Raw genomic sequence first — 15,665 nt, forward strand, 5'->3', positions numbered from 1 at the left:
CCTCCGTGCGGTGCAGTCCTAGACAGCTCCACCACATCGGAGGTCTTCGCCATGTTCAAGACCCGCCAGTGTCAACAACGCTCGTGATCAATACAGCTAGGGCGTGCGTGGCGTCCGCCGGACGGACGGGAATCGTCGGACGCGCCCCAGGTGCCTCGGCGGCCCGCCGCGGCGTGTCCCGGTGGGGCGTCCGCGGCGTCCGCGCGGTCCCGCGACCCGGCCGGACGCGTCCGCTTGATGGACCTCCGGCCGGTTCCCGCACCCGGACGTGGGAGGATCGGACATGGCGGGCCAGGGCCACGCACCCGGTCGCGCCGTCGCCGTACGCGAGGACGCGTGTACGCAGCAGCACCACAGGGCGCGAGCATGAGGAGCACCGTTGAGCAGGTTGCGCTGGCTGACCGCGGGGGAGTCCCACGGTCCCGCACTCGTCGCGACGCTGGAGGGCCTTCCCGCCGGCGTCCCGATCACCACGGAGATAGTGGCGGACCACCTCGCCCGGCGGCGCCTGGGCTATGGACGCGGTGCCCGGATGAAGTTCGAGCGTGACGAGGTCACCTTCCTCGGCGGCGTACGGCACGGCCTCTCCATCGGCTCCCCGGTCGCGATCATGGTCGGCAACACCGAATGGCCCAAGTGGGACCAGGTCATGGCGGCCGACCCGGTCGACCCCCAGATCCTCGCCGAACTCGCCCGCAACGCCCCGCTGACCCGCCCGCGGCCCGGCCACGCCGACCTCGCCGGCATGCAGAAGTACGGCTTCGACGAGGCCCGCCCGATCCTGGAGCGCGCCTCCGCCCGCGAGACCGCGGCCCGCGTGGCGCTCGGCGCCGTCGCCCGCTCGTACCTCAAGGAGACGGCCGGGATCGAGATCGTCTCGCACGTCGTCGAGCTCTGCTCCGTGAAGGCCCCGCAGGGCAACTACCCCACCCCGGCCGACGTCGAGAAGCTCGACGCCGACCCGCTGCGCTGCCTGGACGCCGACACCTCGAAGGCGATGGTCGCGGAGGTCGACCAGGCCCACAAGGACGGCGACACGCTCGGCGGTGTCGTCGAGGTGCTCGCGTACGGCGTACCGGTGGGCCTCGGCTCGCACGTGCACTGGGACCGCAAGCTGGACGCCCGTCTCGCCGGTGCCCTGATGGGCATCCAGGCGATCAAGGGCGTCGAGATCGGCGACGGCTTCGAACTGGCCCGGGTGCCCGGCTCCCAGGCCCACGACGAGATCGTCAACACGCCCGAGGGCATCAGGCGGACGTCGGGCCGCGCCGGCGGCACCGAGGGCGGTCTGACCACCGGCGAACTGCTGCGCGTCCGCGCCGCGATGAAGCCGATCGCCACCGTGCCGCGCGCGCTGGCCACCGTCGACGTCGCCACCGGCGAGGCCGCCAAGGCCCACCACCAGCGCTCCGACGTCTCCGCCGTCCCGGCCGCGGGCATCGTCGCCGAGGCCATGGTCGCCCTCGTCCTCGCGGACGCGGTGGCCGAGAAGTTCGGCGGCGACTCGGTCACCGAGACCCGCCGCAACATCCGGTCCTACCTCGAGAACCTGGCCATCCGGTGACCGCCCCACGGCTGGTCCTGGTCGGTCCCATGGGAGTCGGCAAGTCCACGGTGGGCGCGCTCGTCGCGGAGCGGCTCGGCTGCGCCTTCCGGGACACGGACGAGGACATCGTGGCCGCCGAGGGCCGCAGCATCGCCGACATCTTCGTCGACGAGGGCGAGCCCGCGTTCCGCGCGATCGAGAAGCGGGCGGTGGGCGAGGCGCTCGCCGGACACGACGGCGTGCTGGCGCTGGGCGGCGGCACGGTCCTCGACGCGGACACCCGCGCGCTGCTCGCCGGGCACCAGGTCGTCTACCTCTCCATGGAGGTGGAGGAGGCGGTCCAGCGCACCGGCCTGAACGTGGCCCGTCCGCTGCTCGCCGTCAACCCCCGCAAGCAGTGGCGCGAGCTGATGGAGGCACGTCGCCACCTGTACACCGAAGTCGCCCGCGCGGTCGTGGCGACCGACGGACGCACCCCCCAAGAGGTCGCCCAAGAGGTCCTCGACGCACTGGAGTTGAAGGAAGCATGAGCGAGGCAGTGACCCGCGTCCAGGTCGGCGGCAGTGCGGGCACCGACCCCTACGAGGTCCTGATCGGCCGTCAGCTCCTCGGTGAGCTCGGCGCCTTGATCGGCGGCAAGGCCAAGCGGGTCGCCGTGATCCACCCCGAGGCGCTCGCCGACACCGGTGAGGCGCTCCGCGCCGACCTGGCGGAGCAGGGCTTCGAGACGGTCGCCATCCAGGTGCCCAACGCCGAGGAGGCCAAGACCGCCGAGGTCGCGGCCTACTGCTGGAAGGCGCTGGGCCAGTCCGGATTCACCCGCACCGACGTCGTCGTCGGCGTCGGCGGAGGCGCCACCACGGACCTCGCCGGTTTCGTGGCGGCGACCTGGCTGCGCGGGGTCCGCTGGATCGCCGTCCCCACCACCGTGCTCGCCATGGTCGACGCGGCGGTCGGCGGCAAGACCGGCATCAACACCGCCGAGGGCAAGAACCTCGTCGGCGCCTTCCACCCGCCCGCGGGCGTGCTCTGCGACCTGGCCGCGCTCGACTCGCTGCCGGTCAACGACTACGTCTCCGGGCTCGCGGAGATCATCAAGGCCGGCTTCATCGCCGACCCGGCGATCCTGGAACTCATCGAGTCCGACCCCGAGGCGGCCCGGACACCCGCGGGCCCGCACACCGCCGAGCTGATCGAGCGCTCCATCAAGGTCAAGGCCGAGGTCGTCTCCGGCGACCTCAAGGAGTCGGGGCTGCGCGAGATCCTCAACTACGGCCACACGCTGGCCCACGCCATCGAGAAGAACGAGCGCTACAAGTGGCGGCACGGCGCCGCCGTCTCCGTCGGCATGCACTTCGCCGCCGAACTCGGCCGCCTCGCGGGCCGGTTGGACGACGCGACCGCCGACAGGCACCGCACGATCCTGGAGTCCGTCGGTCTCCCGCTCAGCTACCGCTACGACCAGTGGCCGAAGCTCGTGGAGAACATGAAGGTCGACAAGAAGTCCCGCGGCGACCTGCTGCGCTTCATCGTCCTCGACGGACTGGCCAAGCCGACCGTCCTGGAGGGCCCGGATCCGGCCGTCCTGCTCGCGGCCTACGGCGAGGTCGGCGAGTAACCGGCCGCGTGCCGCCGGGCCTTATGGTCCGAAGGACACCTGCTCAGCCCGTTTTGCCTCTCCTTCCCGGGCACTTCGCACGGTCCCCGGCCGTTCACACAACGACGGCCGGGGAAGGTACCGTTCGGTAGCGACGGGACCGGGTCCCGTCCACCAGCGCACATCGCCTGTACGAGACGGAGTGGCACCGGATGCAGCACGCAGTGGGGGCTCCGCTGCCGCCGCCCCACCAGCCGGGGCAAGGGCCGGCCGCCGGATGGCCGCCGGCCGGACCGTACCCGGGGCAGCAGGGCTCCGCGCCCGCGCCGGGCTTCGCCGGAGCGCCGGTGCCTCCCGGAGCCCCGCCCGCCCAGGCGCCGCAGCATCATCTGCCGCCGCAGCAGATGCCCCAGCAGCCTCCGCAGCACCCGGCGGTGCAGCATCCCCAGCACCCGTCGGCGCACCCTCCGCAGCATCCTCAGTACCCGTCGGCCCAGCCTCCGCCGCATCCGTCCGCGCCGGACAGCACCGGCCATGTGCGACTGCCCCCGGGCGTCTCGGTGGCCATGCCGAGCCTGCAGGCCGCCACGGGCGCGCCCGACCCGGCGGCGACCACGCTCGCGGTCCTGCTCATCGGCCCCGCGGGCGCCGGGAAGACCAGCGTCGCCAAGTACTGGGCGGATCACCGACGGGTGCCCACGGCCCACATCAGCCTCGACGACGTACGCGAATGGGTGCGCTCGGGCTTCGCCGACCCGCAGTCGGGGTGGAACGACCATTCCGAGGCGCAGTACCGTCTCGCTCGCCGCACCTGCGGCTTCGCCGCCCGCAACTTCCTGGCCAACGGCATCTCGTGCATCCTCGACGACGCCGTCTTCCCCGACCGGCCGGTCGTCGGCCTCGGCGGCTGGAAGCGGCACGTGGGCCCCGGGCTGCTGCCGGTCGTGCTCCTGCCGGGCCTTGAGGTCGTCCTGGAGCGCAACGCGGAGCGCTCGGGCAACCGCAGGCTCAGTGACGAGGAGGTCGCGCGGATCCACGGCCGCATGGCGGGCTGGTACGGCTCCGGGCTCCCGATCATCGACAACTCCCAGCTCGACGTGGCGGCCACGGCCCGTGTCCTGGACGACGTCCTGGCCCGCTCGATCGCCAGCCCACCGCAGTGGTGAGGTCGCTTACCCCGTCACGCCTCTGAGACCACCGCCCCGGCACCGAGCGACCGGATCGGCTCCGCGCGCGGCCCGGGGCTCCGGCTGTACGGGGGCGACGCCGTGGACGGCCGGGGTCCCGCCGGTGCGGGCCCGTCCGGGCCGGGCGTCGGGGGAGCCGCGTATCCGGCCCCGTGGGCGCGGGAGTACCCGTCCGGCCCTCTGGACCGGCGGCATCGGCCGAGCGCTCGTAGGCTCGGTGCATGCCAGAGGTGTACGCGACCCGCAGAGAGCGGCTCCGGGAGCGCAGTACGGCGGGCGGCAGCGCGGCGGCGCTCGTCACCCGTCCCGCCAACGTGAGGTATCTCGCCGGCGCCGCGCCGCTCGGCGCGGTGCTCCTGCTCGGCGCCGACGAGGACCTGCTGCTGTGCGGCGGCCCGCCGTCCGGCGAACCCGCGGAGGGGCGCCCCGACGAGGCGCTGGACATCCGGGTGCTGCCCGCCGGAGGTGATCCGGCCGTCGCCGCCGCCGGACTCGCGGCCGGCCAGGGCGCCGAGTCCCTCGCGGTCGAGGAACACCATCTGACCGTGACCCGCCACCGCGCCCTCGGTTCGGTCGCGCCGCGGCTGCGCCTGGCCGACCTGGGCGGCGCGGTGGAACAGCTGCGCGTGATCAAGGACGAGGAGGAGATCTCCGCACTGCGGATCGGCGCCGAGATCGCCGACCAGGCCCTAGGCGAACTCCTCGAATCGATCCTCGTCGGCCGCACCGAACGCCATCTGGCCCTGGAACTGGAGCGCCGGCTGGTCGACCACGGCGCGGACGGACCGGCCTTCGCGACCTCGGTGGGCACCGGCCCGAACTCCGGACGACGGAGTCACCGGCCCACCGACCGGCGTGTCGAGGAGGGTGATTTCCTCTCGGTGTGTCTCGGCGCGACCTACCGCGGCTACCGGTGTGAGATCGGTCGTACCTTCGTGATCGGCACCTCGCCGGCCGACTGGCAGATCGAGCTCTACGACCTCGTCTTCGCCGCCCAGCGCGCCGGACGGGAGGCCCTGGCACCCGGCGCCGCCTACCGGGACGTGGACCGCGCGGCCCGCCAGGTACTGGCCTCCGGCGGCCATACCGAAGGCCTTCCGCCCCTGACGGGGCACGGCGTCGGGCTCGAAATCGACGAGGACCCGCAGCTTGCCCCCGCGGCCATGGGTAAACTGGACGCTTGCGTGCCGGTCACCGTCGAACCGGGGGTCCACCTTCCGGGCCGGGGCGGTGTCAGGATCGATGACACGCTCGTCGTACGCCCTGAGGCGGACGGCGGACCCGAGCTACTCACCATCACGACCAAGGAACTGCTCGCGCTCTAGCTTCAGAGCTGCGCGCGAGCGCCGGGGTCGTCCACGTCAGTCCAGGAGATTCCGCAACCGTGGCTTCCACGAACGACCTCAAGAACGGCCTGGTGCTCAAGCTCGACGGAGGCCAGCTCTGGTCCGTCGTCGAGTTCCAGCACGTCAAGCCCGGCAAGGGCCCGGCCTTCGTGCGCACCAAGCTGAAGAACGTGCTCTCCGGCAAGGTCGTCGACAAGACGTTCAACGCCGGCGTCAAGGTCGAGACGGCCACGATCGACAAGCGCGACATGCAGTTCTCCTACATGGACGGCGAGTACTTCGTCTTCATGGACATGGAGACGTACGACCAGCTGATGGTCGACCGCAAGGCCGTCGCCGACGCCGCCAACTTCCTGATCGAGGGCTTCACGGCCAGCGTCGCCCAGCACGAGGGCGAGGTGCTCTTCGTCGAGCTGCCGGCCGCCGTCGAGCTGGTCATCCAGGAGACCGAGCCGGGCGTCCAGGGCGACCGCTCCACCGGTGGCACCAAGCCCGCCACCCTGGAGACCGGTCACCAGATCCAGGTCCCGCTCTTCATCACCACCGGTGAGAAGATCAAGGTCGACACCCGCACCAGCGACTACCTCGGCCGGGTGAACAGCTAACCGTGGCTGCCCGCAACACGGCCCGCAAGCGCGCCTTCCAGATCCTCTTCGAGGGCGACCAGCGCGGTGTGGACGTCCTGACGGTTCTCGCGGACTGGATCCGGCACTCCCGGTCCGACACCCGGCAGCCCCCGGTCAGCGAATACACGATGGAGCTCGTCGAGGGCTACGCCGTCAAGGCGCGGCGCATCGACGACCTCATCGCGCAGTACTCCGTCGGCTGGACGCTGGACAGGATGCCGGTCGTCGACCGCAACATCCTGCGCCTCGGTGCCTACGAGCTGATCTGGGTCGACGAGACCCCGGACGCCGTGGTGCTCGACGAGGCGGTACAGCTGGCGAAGGAGTTCTCCACGGACGAGTCGCCCTCGTTCGTGAACGGCCTGCTGGGCCGGCTGAAGGACCTGAAGCCCTCGCTCCGCCGTGACGAGGACTGACCGACAGCCAGAGCCGTACGGCCCCGAGGGGGCGTACGGAACGCCGGAGGGCCCGCAGCGTGTTCGCTGCGGGCCCTCCGGCGTTCCTGTACCCGGAAGACGTCCCAGGCCCGCAGACGGCCGCCGGGGTGGCCGGAACCATCAGGTTCCGGCCACCCCGGCGGCACGTTTCTGCTGAGCTGTCCCTAGGAGATTCAGCCCTCGTCGTGGGCGACCGCGCGGCGCGCGTCCGCGTCCAGGACACCCCAGCTGATCAGCTGCTCGGTGAGGACCGAGGGGGACTGGTCGTAGATCACGGCGAGAGTGCGCAGGTCGTCCTGGCGGATCGACAGCACCTTGCCGTTGTAGTCGCCGCGCTGGGACTGGATCGTCGCCGCGTAGCGCTGGAGCGGGCCCGCCTTCTCGGCCGGCACGTGCGCCAGCCGCTCCAGGTCGAGGACCAGCTTCGGCGGCGGCTCGGCGGCCCCGCCCGGCGTGGTGCCGGGAAGCAGCTCCTGGACCGGCACTCCGTAGAAGTCCGCCAGCTCGGCGAGACGCTGCACGGTGACGGCGCGGTCCCCGCGCTCGTACGAACCGACCACGACCGCCTTCCAGCGGCCCTGCGACTTCTCTTCCACGCCATGGAGGGAAAGGCCCTGCTGGGTGCGGATGGCGCGGAGCTTGGCCCCGAGCTGTTTGGCGTATTCGCTGGACATATAGCTCCCCGGACGCTGTATCAACGTGCGGCTCCGCCGCGCGGCTGGTGACTCACTGTGAGGTTACGCAGCGTTACTCTCCCCCGTCAAGCCGAAGGATTTTCGACCGGCCCCCGGGCGGGTGTCACCAGGGGTGGCTCAAACCGATGTGATCAGCAGCGTTGCCGGGCTGGTACCGTTGATGGCGCAAATCCGACGTCCTTTAATGATCCGTCCCGTGAGGCGGAGAAGGAGGTCCGTTTCCCATGGACACCGAGCACGACAAGCAGCACGAAGCAGCCGACGCGCGTCCCGTACTGGAGGCGCCCGACATCGCCCGGGTGCTGACCCGCATCGCGCACGAGATCGTCGAACGCGCCAAGGGCGCCGACGACGTGGTACTCCTCGGCATTCCGACCCGGGGTGTCTTCCTGGCCCGCAGGCTGGCCGACAAGCTCGAAGAGATCACCGACCGCAAGATCCCGGTCGGATCCCTCGACATCACGATGTACCGCGACGACCTGCGCATGCACCCGCCGCGCGCGCTGGCCCGCACCGAGATCCCCGGTGACGGCCTCGACGGCCGCCTCGTCGTCCTCGTCGACGACGTGCTCTTCTCCGGCCGCACCATCCGCGCCGCGCTCGACGCGCTGAACGACATCGGCCGGCCGCGCGCCGTGCAGCTCGCCGTCCTCGTCGACCGGGGCCACCGCGAACTGCCCATCCGCGCCGACTACGTCGGCAAGAACCTCCCCACGTCGTTGCGGGAGACGGTCAAGGTCCAGCTCGCCGAGGAGGACGGTCGCGACACCGTGCTGCTCGGTGCCAAGCGGACCTCCACGGGCGAGCCCCGGTAGCACTCCGGCTCACGCCGCGCAGTGCGCCCCCGCGCGCCCGCATGCCCGAATCCTCCCTGAATTCCCTTACGGAGCCTGACAGATGCAGCGTCATCTCATCTCGGCCGCCGACCTCACCCGCGACGACGCCGTCCTGATCCTCGACACCGCCGAGGAGATGGCCCGGGTCGCCGACCGGCCGATCAAGAAACTGCCGACCCTGCGCGGCCGCACCGTCGTCAACCTCTTCTTCGAGGACTCGACCCGGACCCGGATCTCCTTCGAGGCCGCCGAGAAGCGCCTGTCGGCGGACGTCATCAACTTCACCGCCAAGGGGTCGAGCGTCTCCAAGGGCGAGTCCCTCAAGGACACCGCCCAGACCCTGGAGGCCATGGGCGTCGACGCCGTCGTCATCCGGCACGGTGCCTCGGGAGCCCCCTACCGCCTCGCCACCTCCGGCTGGATCGACGCCGTCGTGATCAACGCGGGCGACGGCACCCACCAGCACCCCACGCAGGCCCTGCTGGACGCCTTCACCATGCGCCGCCGGCTCGTCGGCCGGGACGCCGGGATCGGCCAGGACCTGTCCGGCAAGCGCATCACGATCGTCGGCGACGTCCTGCACAGCCGCGTCGCCCGCTCCAACGTCGACCTGCTGCACACCCTCGGCGCCGAGGTCACCCTCGTCGCCCCGCCCACCCTGGTGCCGGTCGGCGTGGAGAGCTGGCCCTGCGAGATCTCCTACGACCTCGACAGCACCCTCTCCAAGTCCGACGCCGTGATGATGCTGCGCGTGCAGCGCGAGCGGATGAACGCGGCGTTCTTCCCGACCGAGCGCGAGTACTCGCGTCGCTACGGTCTCGACGGCCAGCGCATGGCGAAAATGCCGGAGCACGCCATCGTGATGCACCCCGGCCCGATGGTCCGCGGCATGGAGATCACCGCCGAGGTCGCCGACTCCGAGCGCTGCACCGTCGTGGAGCAGGTCGCCAACGGTGTCTCCATCCGCATGGCCGTCCTGTACCTGCTCCTGGGCGGCAACGAGCCCGCCGTCACCCACACCCGTACCGAGGAGAAGTAAGACCATGAGCAAGATCCTTATCCGTGGTGCGCGGGTGCTCGGCGGCGAGCCGCAGGACGTCCTGATCGACGGCGAGGTCGTCGAGGCCGTCGGCACCGGCCTGTCCGCAGAGGGCGCCGAGGTCGTGGAGGCCGACGGCAAGGTGCTGCTGCCGGGCCTGGTCGACCTGCACACGCATCTGCGCGAGCCGGGCCGCGAGGACTCCGAGACCGTCCTGACCGGCACCCGGGCGGCCGCGAGCGGCGGCTTCACGGCCGTGTTCGCCATGGCCAACACCTTCCCGGTCGCCGACACCGCCGGCGTGGTCGAGCAGGTCTACCGGCTCGGCCAGGAGCACGGCTACTGCGACGTGCAGCCCATCGGCGCCGTCACCGTCGGCCTGGAGGGCAAGAAGCTCGCCGAGCTCGGCGCCATGCACGAGTCCGCCGCGGGCGTCACGGTCTTCTCCGACGACGGCAAGTGCGTGGACGACGCGGTGATCATGCGCCGCGCGCTGGAGTACGTGAAGGCCTTCGGCGGCGTCGTCGCCCAGCACGCCCAGGAGCCCCGCCTCACCGAGGGCGCCCAGATGAACGAGGGCGTCGTCTCCGCCGAACTCGGGCTCGGCGGCTGGCCCGCGGTGGCCGAGGAATCGATCATCGCCCGGGACGTCCTGCTCGCCGAGCACGTCGGCTCCCGCGTCCACATCTGCCACCTGTCGACCGCCGGGTCCGTCGAGATCGTCCGCTGGGCCAAGTCCCGCGGCATCGACGTCACCGCCGAGGTCACCCCGCACCACCTGCTCCTGACCGACGAGCTGGTGCGCTCGTACAACCCGGTCTACAAGGTCAACCCGCCGCTGCGCACCGAGCGCGACGTCCTGGCGCTGCGCGAGGCGCTGGCCGACGGCACGATCGACATCGTCGCCACCGACCACGCGCCGCACCCGCACGAGGACAAGGACTGCGAGTGGGCCGCCGCGGCGATGGGCATGGTCGGTCTGGAGACCGCGCTGTCCGTCGTCCAGCAGACGATGGTCGAGACCGGACTCCTCGACTGGGCCGGCGTCGCCGACCGCATGTCCGTCAGGCCCGCCGCGATCGGCCGGGCCACCGGCCACGGACGTCCCGTCTCGGCAGGTGAGCCCGCCAACCTCACGCTCGTCGACACGGCATACCGTGGGACCGTGGACCCCGCTGGCTTCGCCTCGCGCAGCCGCAACACCCCCTACGAGGGCCGTGAGCTGCCGGGCCGGGTCACCCACACCTGGCTGCGGGGCAAGGCCACCCTCGTCGACGGGAAGCTCGCGTGACACCTCACCTCTCCATCGCCGCCGCGCAGAAGTCCGCGGAAGTGACCGACTGGTCCGCCCGGATCGGCTGGCTCGTCGGCCTCGCCCTGTTCGTCGCGCTCGTCTACTGGCTGATGCGCGAGGGCTGGAAGTGGCGGGGCACCCTCCAGGGCGACCTGCCGGAGCTGCCTGACGCGCCGGAAGAGCTTGGCCCGGCGAGACTGAGCATGAGCGGCCGCTACCACGGCTCCACCACCGCCGGGCAGTGGCTCGACCGCATCGTGGCGCACGGCCTGGGCACCCGCAGCCGGGTCGAGCTCACCCTGACGGACGCGGGTCTCGACGTCGTACGCCCCGGAGCGGAGGACTTCTTCATCCCGGCCTCGCAGCTGCGCGAGGCTCGGCTCGACAAGGGCATCGCGGGCAAGGTCCTCACCGAGGGCGGACTCCTGGTCGTCACCTGGGCGCACGGCGACAGGCTCCTCGACTCCGGATTCCGCTCGGACCGCGCGGCCGAGCACAACGAATGGGCCGACACCCTGAACGACATGATCAACAAGACGGAAACGGAAGGCGCACGATGACGACCTCCACTCAGGGGAACGCCTCGCAGAGGCAGAAGGCGCTTCCCGCCGTACTCGTCCTGGAGGACGGCCGCGTCTTCCGCGGCCGGTCCTACGGGGCCGTGGGGGAGACCTTCGGCGAAGCGGTGTTCTCCACCGGCATGACCGGCTACCAGGAGACCCTCACCGACCCGTCCTACCACCGCCAGGTCGTGGTGATGACCGCCCCGCACGTCGGCAACACCGGCGTCAACGACGAGGACCCCGAGTCGCAGCGGATCTGGGTCGCCGGATACGTGGTCCGCGACCCCGCGCGCGTCCCCTCCAACTGGCGCTCGCGGCGTTCCCTGGACGACGAACTGCGCACCCAGGGCGTCGTCGGGATCAGCGGTATCGACACCCGCGCCCTCACCCGCCATCTGCGTGAGCGCGGCGCCATGCGCGTCGGCATCTTCTCCGGCAACGCGCTGCCCGACGAGGGCACCATGCTCGCCCAGGTGCGCCAGGCGCCCGAGATGACGGGCGCGAACCTCTCCGCCGAGGTCGCCACCAAGGAGACGTACGTCGTCCCCGCGATCGGCACGAAGAGGTTCACCGTCGCCGCCGTCGACCTGGGCATCAAGGGCATGACCCCGCACCGGATGGCCGAACGCGGCATCGAGGTGCACGTGCTGCCCGCGACGGCCACCGCCGAGGACGTCTACGCCGTGAACCCGGACGGCGTCTTCTTCTCCAACGGCCCCGGTGACCCGGCCACCGCCGACGGTCCCGTCGCCGTGATGAGAGAGGTCCTCGCCCGCAGGACGCCTCTGTTCGGCATCTGCTTCGGCAACCAGATCCTCGGCCGCGCGCTCGGCTTCGGCACGTACAAGCTCAAGTACGGCCACCGCGGCATCAACCAGCCCGTGCAGGACCGTACGACCGGCAAGGTCGAGGTCACCGCGCACAACCACGGCTTCGCCGTCGACGCCCCGCTCGACGAGGTCTCCCAGACTCCCTTCGGCCGCGTCGAGGTCTCCCACGTCTGCCTCAACGACAACGTGGTGGAGGGCCTCCAGCTGCTCGACCAGCCGGCCTTCAGCGTCCAGTACCACCCCGAAGCGGCGGCGGGGCCGCACGACGCGGCCTACCTGTTCGACCGCTTCACGTCTTTGATGGAAACAGTCCCGATGGAGGGCCAGCGTGCCTAAGCGCACCGATATCCAGTCCGTCCTGGTCATCGGCTCCGGCCCGATCGTCATCGGCCAGGCCGCCGAGTTCGACTACTCCGGCACCCAGGCGTGCCGCGTCCTGCGCGCCGAGGGGCTGCGGGTCATCCTCGTCAACTCCAACCCGGCGACGATCATGACCGACCCGGAGATCGCCGACGCCACCTACGTCGAGCCGATCACCCCCGAGTTCGTCGAGAAGATCATCGCCAAGGAGCGCCCCGACGTCCTGCTGCCGACCCTCGGCGGCCAGACGGCCCTGAACACCGCGATCTCCATGCACGAGCAGGGTGTGCTGGAGAAGTACGGCGTCGAACTGATCGGCGCCAACGTCGAGGCCATCAACAAGGGCGAGGACCGCGAGCTCTTCAAGGGTGTCGTCGAGGCCGTCCGCGAGAAGATCGGCCACGGCGAGTCCGCCCGGTCCGTGATCTGCCACTCCATGGACGACGTGATCGCGGGCGTCGACACGCTCGGCGGCTACCCCGTCGTCGTGCGCCCCTCCTTCACCATGGGCGGCGCCGGCTCCGGCTTCGCGCACGACGAGGAGGAGCTGCGGCGCATCGCCGGCCAGGGCCTCACGCTCTCCCCGACCACCGAGGTGCTCCTGGAGGAGTCCATCCTCGGCTGGAAGGAGTACGAGCTGGAGCTGATGCGCGACAAGAACGACAACGTCGTGGTCGTCTGTTCCATCGAGAACTTCGACCCGATGGGCGTCCACACCGGCGACTCCATCACGGTCGCCCCGGCCATGACGCTGACCGACCGCGAGTACCAGCGGCTGCGCGACATCGGCATCGCGATCATCCGCGAGGTCGGCGTCGACACCGGCGGCTGCAACATCCAGTTCGCGATCAACCCCGACGACGGCCGCGTCATCGTCATCGAGATGAACCCGCGCGTCTCACGGTCCTCGGCGCTCGCCTCCAAGGCGACCGGCTTCCCCATCGCCAAGATCGCGGCCAAGCTCGCCGTCGGCTACACGCTCGACGAGATCCCGAACGACATCACCGAGAAGACCCCGGCCTCCTTCGAGCCGACCCTCGACTACGTCGTCGTCAAGGCCCCGCGCTTCGCCTTCGAGAAGTTCCCCTCCGCCGACTCCACCCTCACGACCACCATGAAGTCGGTCGGCGAGGCCATGGCGATCGGCCGCAACTTCACCGAGGCGCTCCAGAAGGCGCTGCGCTCGCTGGAGAAGAAGGGCAGCCAGTTTACCTTCGTGGGTGAACCCGGTGACAAGGCCGAGCTGCTGCGCGAGGCCGTGCGCCCCACTGACGGCCGGATCAACTCCGTCATGCAGGCCATCCGCGCCGGCGCCACACCCGAGGAGATCTTCGCGTTCACGAAGATCGACCCGTGGTTCGTCGACCAGCTCTTCCTGATCAAGGAGATCGCCGACGAGCTGGCCGCCGCCGACAAGCTCTACCCCGAGCTGCTCGCCGAGGCCAAGCGGCACGGCTTCTCCGACGCCCAGATCGCCGAGATCCGCGGGCTGCGCGAGGACGTCGTCCGCGAGGTGCGGCACGCGCTGGGCGTGCGCCCGGTCTACAAGACGGTCGACACCTGCGCCGCCGAGTTCGCGGCGAAGACGCCGTACTTCTACTCCTCCTACGACGAGGAGAGCGAGGTCGCCCCGCGCGAGAAGCCCGCGGTGATCATCCTGGGCTCGGGCCCCAACCGCATCGGCCAGGGCATCGAGTTCGACTACTCCTGCGTCCACGCCTCCTTCGCGCTCAGCGACGCGGGCTACGAGACCGTGATGGTCAACTGCAACCCCGAGACCGTCTCCACGGACTACGACACCTCCGACCGCCTGTACTTCGAGCCGCTGACGCTGGAGGACGTGCTGGAGATCGTGCACGCGGAGTCGCTGGCCGGCCCGATCGCCGGTGTCATCGTGCAGCTCGGCGGCCAGACCCCGCTCGGCCTCGCGCAGGCGCTCAAGGACAACGGCGTACCGGTGGTGGGCACCCCGCCCGAGGCGATCCACGCCGCCGAGGACCGCGGCGCCTTCGGACGGGTCCTCGCCGAGGCCGGTCTGCCGGCCCCCAAGCACGGCACCGCCACCACCTTCGCCGAGGCCAAGGCCATCGCCGACGAGATCGGCTACCCCGTCCTGGTCCGCCCCTCGTACGTCCTCGGCGGACGCGGCATGGAGATCGTCTACGACGAGACCCGGCTGTCCTCCTACATCGCCGAGTCGACCGAGATCAGCCCCTCCCGGCCGGTCCTGGTCGACCGCTTCCTCGACGACGCGATCGAGATCGACGTCGACGCGCTCTACGACGGCGAGGAGCTCTACCTCGGCGGCGTCATGGAGCACATCGAGGAGGCCGGCATCCACTCCGGCGACTCGGCGTGCGCCCTGCCCCCGATCACCCTCGGCGGCTTCGACATCAAGCGGCTGCGCGCCTCGACGGAGGCCATCGCCAAGGGCGTCGGCGTCCGCGGCCTGATCAACATCCAGTTCGCGATGGCCGGGGACATCCTCTACGTCCTCGAAGCCAACCCGCGCGCCTCGCGCACCGTCCCCTTCACCTCGAAGGCGACCGCGGTGCCGCTCGCGAAGGCCGCCGCCCGCATCTCGCTGGGCGCGACCGTCGCCGAGCTCCGCGCCGAGGGCCTGCTCCCCGCGAACGGCGACGGCGGCACCCTGCCGCTCGACGCGCCGATCTCGGTCAAGGAGGCCGTCATGCCGTGGTCGCGCTTCCGCGACATCCACGGCCGCGGCGTCGACACGGTGCTCGGCCCGGAGATGCGCTCCACCGGCGAGGTCATGGGTATCGACTCCGTCTTCGGCACGGCGTACGCCAAGTCGCAGGCGGGCGCGTACGGCCCGCTGCCCACCAAGGGCCGCGCCTTCATCTCGGTCGCCAACCGCGACAAGCGCTCGATGATCTTCCCCGCGCGTGAACTCGTCGCCCACGGCTTCGAGCTGATGGCCACCTCCGGGACGGCCGAGGTGCTCAAGCGCAACGGCATCAACGCCACGATCGTGCGCAAGCAGAGCGAGGGCGAGGGCCCGAACGGCGAGAAGACCATCGTCCAGCTCATCCACGACGGCGAGGTCGACCTCATCGTCAACACGCCGTACGGCACCGGCGGCCGCCTCGACGGCTACGAGATCCGCACGGCGGCCGTGGCCCGCTCGGTCCCGTGCCTCACGACGGTGCAGGCGCTCGCCGCCGCCGTCCAGGGCATCGACGCGCTCAACCACGGAGACGTGGGCGTGCGCTCGCTCCAGGAACACGCCGAGCATCTGATCGCGGCGCGCGACTAGCAGCCCCGAGGGGGACACCGGAAAACGGTGTC

Annotated in this window: 14 protein-coding genes; 13 read left to right on the forward strand and 1 reads right to left on the reverse strand. The window is 71.0% G+C overall.

Translation table 11 applies throughout. The features are described 5' to 3' along the window. The first annotated feature begins 379 nt into the window (after positions 1–379). The 7 genes from aroC to nusB all read left to right on the forward strand — a co-directional run bounded on the left by aroC (position 380) and on the right by nusB (position 6,718). Entirely contained in the window at positions 380–1,564 is a 1,185-nt protein-coding gene (gene aroC / locus ACZ4AA_RS31285) for a chorismate synthase (RefSeq protein ID WP_467610198.1), read from the forward strand. Between the two features lie 29 nt (positions 1,565–1,593). Next, complete coding sequence (locus tag ACZ4AA_RS31290; protein WP_467610450.1) at positions 1,594–2,076, forward strand: shikimate kinase; 483 nt, start codon at positions 1,594–1,596, stop codon at positions 2,074–2,076. After that, entirely contained in the window at positions 2,073–3,164 is a 1,092-nt protein-coding gene (gene aroB, locus ACZ4AA_RS31295) for a 3-dehydroquinate synthase (protein ID WP_467610200.1), read from the forward strand. The genes ACZ4AA_RS31290 and aroB overlap by 4 nt, the downstream gene beginning before the upstream one ends. 191 nt (positions 3,165–3,355) lie before the next feature. After that, complete coding sequence (locus ACZ4AA_RS31300; RefSeq protein ID WP_467610202.1) at positions 3,356–4,309, forward strand: Pro-rich N-terminal domain-containing protein; 954 nt, start codon at positions 3,356–3,358, stop codon at positions 4,307–4,309. A 242-nt stretch (positions 4,310–4,551) separates the two neighbouring features. Then, positions 4,552–5,655 (forward strand): aminopeptidase P family protein, encoded by a 1,104-nt coding sequence (locus ACZ4AA_RS31305; protein ID WP_467610204.1) that lies wholly within the window; start codon positions 4,552–4,554, stop codon positions 5,653–5,655. Positions 5,656–5,714: 59 nt separating this feature from the next. Further along, the gene (gene efp, locus ACZ4AA_RS31310) at positions 5,715–6,281 is read left to right on the forward strand and encodes an elongation factor P (RefSeq protein ID WP_261702763.1); all 567 of its coding nucleotides are present in this window, start codon (positions 5,715–5,717) and stop codon (positions 6,279–6,281) included. 2 nt (positions 6,282–6,283) lie between these two features. Then, positions 6,284–6,718, forward strand: a complete 435-nt coding sequence (gene nusB, locus ACZ4AA_RS31315; RefSeq protein ID WP_339128176.1) for a transcription antitermination factor NusB — start codon at positions 6,284–6,286, stop codon at positions 6,716–6,718. A 194-nt stretch (positions 6,719–6,912) separates the two neighbouring features. On the opposite strand, the gene bldD is transcribed toward nusB, so the two are convergent. Next, the gene (gene bldD, locus ACZ4AA_RS31320; protein ID WP_037621142.1) at positions 6,913–7,413 is read right to left on the reverse strand and encodes a transcriptional regulator BldD; all 501 of its coding nucleotides are present in this window, start codon (positions 7,411–7,413) and stop codon (positions 6,913–6,915) included. Positions 7,414–7,658: 245 nt separating this feature from the next. Between bldD and pyrR the strand changes: the two genes are divergently transcribed. The 6 genes from pyrR to carB all read left to right on the forward strand — a co-directional run bounded on the left by pyrR (position 7,659) and on the right by carB (position 15,633). After that, complete coding sequence (gene pyrR / locus ACZ4AA_RS31325; protein WP_467610207.1) at positions 7,659–8,249, forward strand: bifunctional pyr operon transcriptional regulator/uracil phosphoribosyltransferase PyrR; 591 nt, start codon at positions 7,659–7,661, stop codon at positions 8,247–8,249. A gap of 82 nt (positions 8,250–8,331) precedes the next feature. After that, positions 8,332–9,309: an aspartate carbamoyltransferase catalytic subunit gene (locus ACZ4AA_RS31330; protein ID WP_467610209.1), complete on the forward strand. Its 978-nt coding sequence runs from the start codon at positions 8,332–8,334 to the stop codon at positions 9,307–9,309. 4 nt (positions 9,310–9,313) lie between these two features. Further along, on the forward strand, positions 9,314–10,600 hold the full coding sequence (locus tag ACZ4AA_RS31335) for a dihydroorotase (protein WP_467610211.1): 1,287 nt from the start codon (positions 9,314–9,316) through the stop codon (positions 10,598–10,600). Then, a complete protein-coding gene (locus ACZ4AA_RS31340; protein WP_467610213.1) occupies positions 10,597–11,163 on the forward strand; it encodes a PH-like domain-containing protein in 567 nt (188 codons plus the stop codon). Before ACZ4AA_RS31335 ends, ACZ4AA_RS31340 begins: the two co-directional genes overlap by 4 nt. Then, on the forward strand, positions 11,160–12,332 hold the full coding sequence (carA, locus tag ACZ4AA_RS31345) for a glutamine-hydrolyzing carbamoyl-phosphate synthase small subunit (protein ID WP_467610215.1): 1,173 nt from the start codon (positions 11,160–11,162) through the stop codon (positions 12,330–12,332). The genes ACZ4AA_RS31340 and carA overlap by 4 nt, the downstream gene beginning before the upstream one ends. After that, a complete protein-coding gene (gene carB / locus ACZ4AA_RS31350) occupies positions 12,325–15,633 on the forward strand; it encodes a carbamoyl-phosphate synthase large subunit (RefSeq protein WP_467610217.1) in 3,309 nt (1,102 codons plus the stop codon). The genes carA and carB overlap by 8 nt, the downstream gene beginning before the upstream one ends. Positions 15,634–15,665 lie beyond the last annotated feature (32 nt).

The sequence above is a fragment of the Streptomyces sp. NPDC024698 genome, assembly GCF_055559015.1.

Coding starts and splice junctions, on each gene's coding strand:
- ACZ4AA_RS31290 (WP_467610450.1), top strand. CDS start 1,594: ATGGGAGTCGGCAAGTCCACGGTGGGCGCGCTCGTCGCGGAGCGGCTC.
- aroB (WP_467610200.1), top strand. CDS start 2,073: ATGAGCGAGGCAGTGACCCGCGTCCAGGTCGGCGGCAGTGCGGGCACC.
- ACZ4AA_RS31300 (WP_467610202.1), top strand. CDS start 3,356: ATGCAGCACGCAGTGGGGGCTCCGCTGCCGCCGCCCCACCAGCCGGGG.
- ACZ4AA_RS31305 (WP_467610204.1), top strand. CDS start 4,552: ATGCCAGAGGTGTACGCGACCCGCAGAGAGCGGCTCCGGGAGCGCAGT.
- bldD (WP_037621142.1), bottom strand. CDS start 7,413: ATGTCCAGCGAATACGCCAAACAGCTCGGGGCCAAGCTCCGCGCCATC.
- pyrR (WP_467610207.1), top strand. CDS start 7,659: ATGGACACCGAGCACGACAAGCAGCACGAAGCAGCCGACGCGCGTCCC.
- ACZ4AA_RS31330 (WP_467610209.1), top strand. CDS start 8,332: ATGCAGCGTCATCTCATCTCGGCCGCCGACCTCACCCGCGACGACGCC.
- ACZ4AA_RS31335 (WP_467610211.1), top strand. CDS start 9,314: ATGAGCAAGATCCTTATCCGTGGTGCGCGGGTGCTCGGCGGCGAGCCG.
- carA (WP_467610215.1), top strand. CDS start 11,160: ATGACGACCTCCACTCAGGGGAACGCCTCGCAGAGGCAGAAGGCGCTT.